Genomic DNA, 4,562 nt, shown 5'->3' on the forward strand with positions numbered 1-4,562 from the left:
ATGTGTATAAGAGACAGCCTCCCCCGTCATCCCTTCCAGTTCCTCCTCCAGGCCCCTGAGTTTCTCGTCCACCCCGGAGGTCTCCTTCCGGAGACGGAGTTTGTGGCCGGGTTTGGGGGGAAGGGGTTCTCCCCACACGGTAAGCCCGGGCACTCCGGGAGTGGGGGGAAGCACGCGGGCCACCGCGGTACCGGCGGGTACGGAGACCAGGGCATTCACCTCCCGCCAGTCCACCCGGTGCGGAGAGACCTCCCGCGGCCCCCGGGAGAGATCGATCAGGAATTCGATGCGCCCGTCCTCACCGTGCTGGGGCGGTTGCCCCCGGGCCACGATCAAGCGGGACCCCTCCCTTACCGGTGGATCCAGAAGATTCTTGAGCCCCAGGTCTTCCAGCTGGGATCGAAATCGATAGAAGATTCGGGGCGAGAGTTCCTTGCCCGGCGGAGCCTCCAGCCAGGCCTCAAGTCCGTCCGGAGAAACCCTGAGCCGGTAGCCCTCTTCCAGGGTAACAGTCTCCCTCCCCACGCCTTTAGAGTAGCAGATCTCCTGCGGGAATACAAAACCTCTCCTATCCTCTTTCTGGAATCCGGGTTAGAATCTTTAGGATGAAAACCGTTCCCCTTACGGGCCTTTCCGAAGAGGAGGCCCGGAAACGACGGGAGCTTTACGGTCCCAACCGTTTGCCCCTGGCCCGGGGACGATCTCCGCTGCGGATCTTCCTGGAACAGTTTCGTTCCCTCTTTATCTACGCCCTGCTTGTGGCCGGTGGGGTCTCTTATTTTCTGGGAAAGCTCCTGGACGCGGTGGTTATCTGGGCGGTGGTGGTAATCAACGCCCTGATCGGTTTTCTCCAGGAGCTCAAGGCCGAACGCACCCTGGCCGGTCTGCAGGAATATCTGAGCCCCCGGGCCACGGTAATTCGGGAGGGGGTTCGACGGGAGATCCCGGCCGAGGAGGTAGTTCCCGGGGATGTGCTGGTCCTGCGGGCGGGGATGAAGGTCCCGGCCGACGCCCGGCTTCTCGAGGCCCGCAATCTCACCGTGGATGAGTCCGCTCTTACCGGAGAGAGTTTCCCTCAGGAGAAATCCCCCGGGGATCTCCCGGAGGATCTTCCCCTGGCTGAACGCCGAAACATGGTCTTTTCCGGGACCCTGGTGGTCTCCGGGGAGGGAACGGCCCTGGTTACCGCCACCGGAGCCCAGACCGAGTTCGGGCGTCTGGCCCATATGATGGGTGAGATCCGGATCCCCAAGACCCCTCTCATGCAACGCCTGGAGGTCTTCACCCGCTGGATCAGCCTGGCCATCCTGGGATTGACCGGACTTACCTTCGGGGTGGGGTATTGGCGGGGGTTCGGCATGGAGGAATCCTTCATGGCGGCGGTGGCCCTGGCGGTCTCGGCCATTCCGGAGGGACTTCCGGTGATCCTCACCGTGGCCCTGGCCATGGGAGTAAAACGTATGGCCCGCCAAAAGGCCATCGTCCGTTATCTTCCGGCGGTGGAAACCTTGGGAAGCACCACCATCATCTTCACGGACAAGACCGGAACCCTCACCGAAAACCGCCTCCGGGTGGAGGTCCTGGTGGATCCGGAGGGAAGGGTCTATCCGGAGGCGGAGGCTGCAAAGATCCCCTCCCTGAGACCGCTCCTTCAAGCCCTCGCCTGGGTACTGGAGGGTGGACATCCGGTGGACAGGGCGCTCGAGGAACTGGTGATCTCCCCTCCCGGCGGAAGGGTCCTGGATCGGATTCCCTTTGATTCCTCCCGAAAATACGCCGCCTTTCTGGTGGAGGAGGAGGGCCGGCAGCGTCGCTTGCTCCTTAAAGGAGCACCGGAGATCGTCCTGGATCGATGTGAAGGGAAGGAACCCCTCCTGGAACAGCTTGCGGACCTGGCCCGGCAGGGACTTCGGCTCCTGGCCCTGGCCTCCATGGAAACCAACGCTTCCGGGATCTCCGGGGATGTCCCGACCAAGGGATTTCGTCCCCTAGGGCTGGTGGGATTTCGGGACCCTCCGCGGAAGGAGGCCGGCCCGGCGGTGCGCACCTGTCTGGCCGCGGGGATCCGGGTAAAGATGGTCACCGGCGACCATCCTCTCACCGCGGAGACCATTGCCCGGGCGGTGGGGCTCTCCGGGCCGGCCGTCCCGGGAAGGGAGATCGAGGAAGCCTCCCCGGAAAGGATCGCCCGGTGGCTTTCCGAAACGGACGTGGTGGCCCGGGCCACCCCGCGGACCAAGCTGAAATTGATCGAGGTCTTCAAGGCCCGGGGAGAGATCGTGGCCATGACCGGCGACGGGGTGAACGACGCCCCGGCCCTTAAGGCCGCCCATATCGGGGTGGCCATGGGTAGCGGCACCGAGGTGGCCAAGGAAGCCGCGGACATGGTCCTCCTGGACGATAATTTCGCCACCCTGGTGGGAGCGGTAAAGGAAGGACGCACCGTATTCGATAACCTCCGGAAGACCCTGCTTTTCATCTTCCCCACCAACGGAGGCGAGGGGCTCATCCTGCTGGGGAGTCTTTTGGCCGCCTCGGTGCTGCCGGTCCTGCCGCTGCACATCCTCTGGATCAATCTGGTAACCACCGTGGCTCTGGCGGTGACCCTGGCCTTTGAGCCCGCGGAAAAGGACCTCATGTCCCGTCCTCCCCGACCCGGAACGGCCCCTCTTCTGGATCGGGGGCTGCTTTTCCAGATCGGGGTGGTCTCGGTGATCATGGCCCTGGTGGCCTGGGGAGGGTTTATCCTCTGGAAAAACTACCGGGGACTGGCCCAGGCCCGGGCCCTTACCGTAAACCTCCTGGTCTTTATGGAGGCCTTCTATCTGCTCAATACCCGGTTCCTTTCCGCCTCCGCCCTTTCTCTGCGGAGGCTCTGGACCGGAAATCCGGCCCTTGTCCCGGGGCTTCTTACGGTGGTGGTACTGCAGCTCCTTTTCACCTATCTGCCTCCCTTGAGGCGGATCTTCGGCGTGGAACCCCTGCCGGTGGAGGCCTGGGGGCTGATCCTGGCCGGAGGGCTTCTCCTCTTCCTGGCCGTGGAGGCCAAGAAGTTCCTGCGTCGGGTGGCCGGGTCTTGACGCCCCGGGCCCGGGAATAAATACTTCTGGATATCCCATCCGAGGAGGATAGCCGTGCGTCTGGCCATCATCAGCGACAGTCACGATCACATTCCTCATCTGCGAAAAGCCCTTTCCCTGGCCCGGGAGAGGGGAGCCGAGGTGGTCTTCCATTGCGGAGACCTCATTTCTCCCTTCATGGTCCCGGTGCTTGCGGAATTCCCCGGCCCGGTACATCTTATCCTGGGGAACAACCGGGGAGATCCCCATCTTCTGGAGAAACAGGTGGCCCGTTTCCCGCACATCCATTTTCACGGAGAGTTCGCCTTTGTGGAGGTGGGAGGCCTGCGCATCGCCATGGTGCACTATCCGGAACTGGCCCGGGGGTTCGCCGCCACCGGGGATTACGATCTAGTCCTCTGCGGACATACCCACGTATGGAAGACCCTGCAGGTGGGAGGGTGCCTGATCCTCAATCCCGGGGAACTGCTGGGCAAGGAAGGCCCCCCTACCCTGGCCCTTTATGATACGGAGGAGCGACGGGTGGAGAAGGTGGAATTCTGATGCGGGTGGCGGTGGATACCGGGGGAACCTTTACCGATTTTGTGGCCCAGGCCGGGGAAAGACTGGTAACCCTCAAGGTTCCCTCCACCCCGGAGGATCCGTCCCGGGCCATCCTGGCGGGGCTTTCCCGCCTGGAAGAACTTACCGGGCAGCGGGTCGCGGAACTCCTGCACGGCACCACCGTGGGGACCAACGCCTTTCTCACCCGGAAAGGGGCCCGGGTGGCCCTTCTTACCACCCGGGGCTTTGAGGAGGTGATCTTCATCGGGCGCCAGGCTCGCCCGGAGCTCTATAACTTCCTGGTGGAAAAACCCCGTCCGGTGGTGGCCAGAAGCCTGGTGCTGGGAGTGCGAGAAAGGGTCCGGGCTGATGGGACCGTGGAGATCCCCCTCACCCAGGAGGAGATCGAGCGGGTGCGGCTCTGGGTACAGCTCAAGCGCCCCGAGGCGGTGGCCATCTGTCTGTTACATGCTTACGCCTTTCCGGAACACGAGCGGCGTCTGGGACAGGCCCTGGCGGACCTGGGAATTCATCTCTCCCTTTCCTCGGAGATCCGGCCGGAGTTTCGTGAATTCGAGCGCACCTCCACCACCCTGCTCAATGCCTATCTGGCCCCGGTGATCTCCCGGTATGTGGAAAACCTTTCCCGGGCCCTTCCCGGGGTCCGGCTCTTTGTCATGCAATCGAGCGGGGGGCTCATGCCGGCCGAGACGGCGGGGAAACGGGCCGTCCTGACCCTTCTCTCCGGCCCGGCCGGAGGGGTAATGGGAGCCCTGGCTCTGGCCCGAAAACTGGGGTACTCCCGCCTGATCACCCTGGACATGGGAGGGACCTCCACGGATGTATCCCTGGTGGAGGGGCAACCCTCCTTTACCCGGGAATACGAGATCGAGGGGCATCCGGTGGCACTCCCGCTTCTGGACATCCACACCATAGGGG

Annotated in this window: 4 protein-coding genes; 3 read left to right on the forward strand and 1 reads right to left on the reverse strand. The window is 63.5% G+C overall.

Annotated elements, in window-relative coordinates:
• A partial coding sequence (locus tag F8J34_RS03445) for a flagellar assembly protein A (RefSeq protein WP_297056556.1) occupies positions 1-525 on the reverse strand: 525 nt, incomplete at its 3' end.
• 80 nt (positions 526-605) lie between these two features.
• Here F8J34_RS03445 and F8J34_RS03450 point away from each other — a divergent pair.
• From F8J34_RS03450 to F8J34_RS03460, 3 genes are all read left to right on the forward strand, one after another.
• Complete coding sequence (locus tag F8J34_RS03450) at positions 606-3,080, forward strand: HAD-IC family P-type ATPase (RefSeq protein ID WP_297056558.1); 2,475 nt, start codon at positions 606-608, stop codon at positions 3,078-3,080.
• A gap of 54 nt (positions 3,081-3,134) precedes the next feature.
• The gene (locus F8J34_RS03455; RefSeq protein WP_297056560.1) at positions 3,135-3,623 is read left to right on the forward strand and encodes a metallophosphoesterase; all 489 of its coding nucleotides are present in this window, start codon (positions 3,135-3,137) and stop codon (positions 3,621-3,623) included.
• Positions 3,623-4,562, forward strand: a 940-nt coding sequence (locus F8J34_RS03460) for a hydantoinase/oxoprolinase family protein (RefSeq protein WP_297056561.1), incomplete at its 3' end; no start/stop codon positions are given. The genes F8J34_RS03455 and F8J34_RS03460, both read left to right, overlap by 1 nt.

The organism is Thermosulfurimonas sp. (assembly GCF_015491435.1).
Taxonomy (GTDB): Bacteria; Desulfobacterota; Thermodesulfobacteria; order Thermodesulfobacteriales; family Thermodesulfobacteriaceae; genus Thermosulfurimonas_A.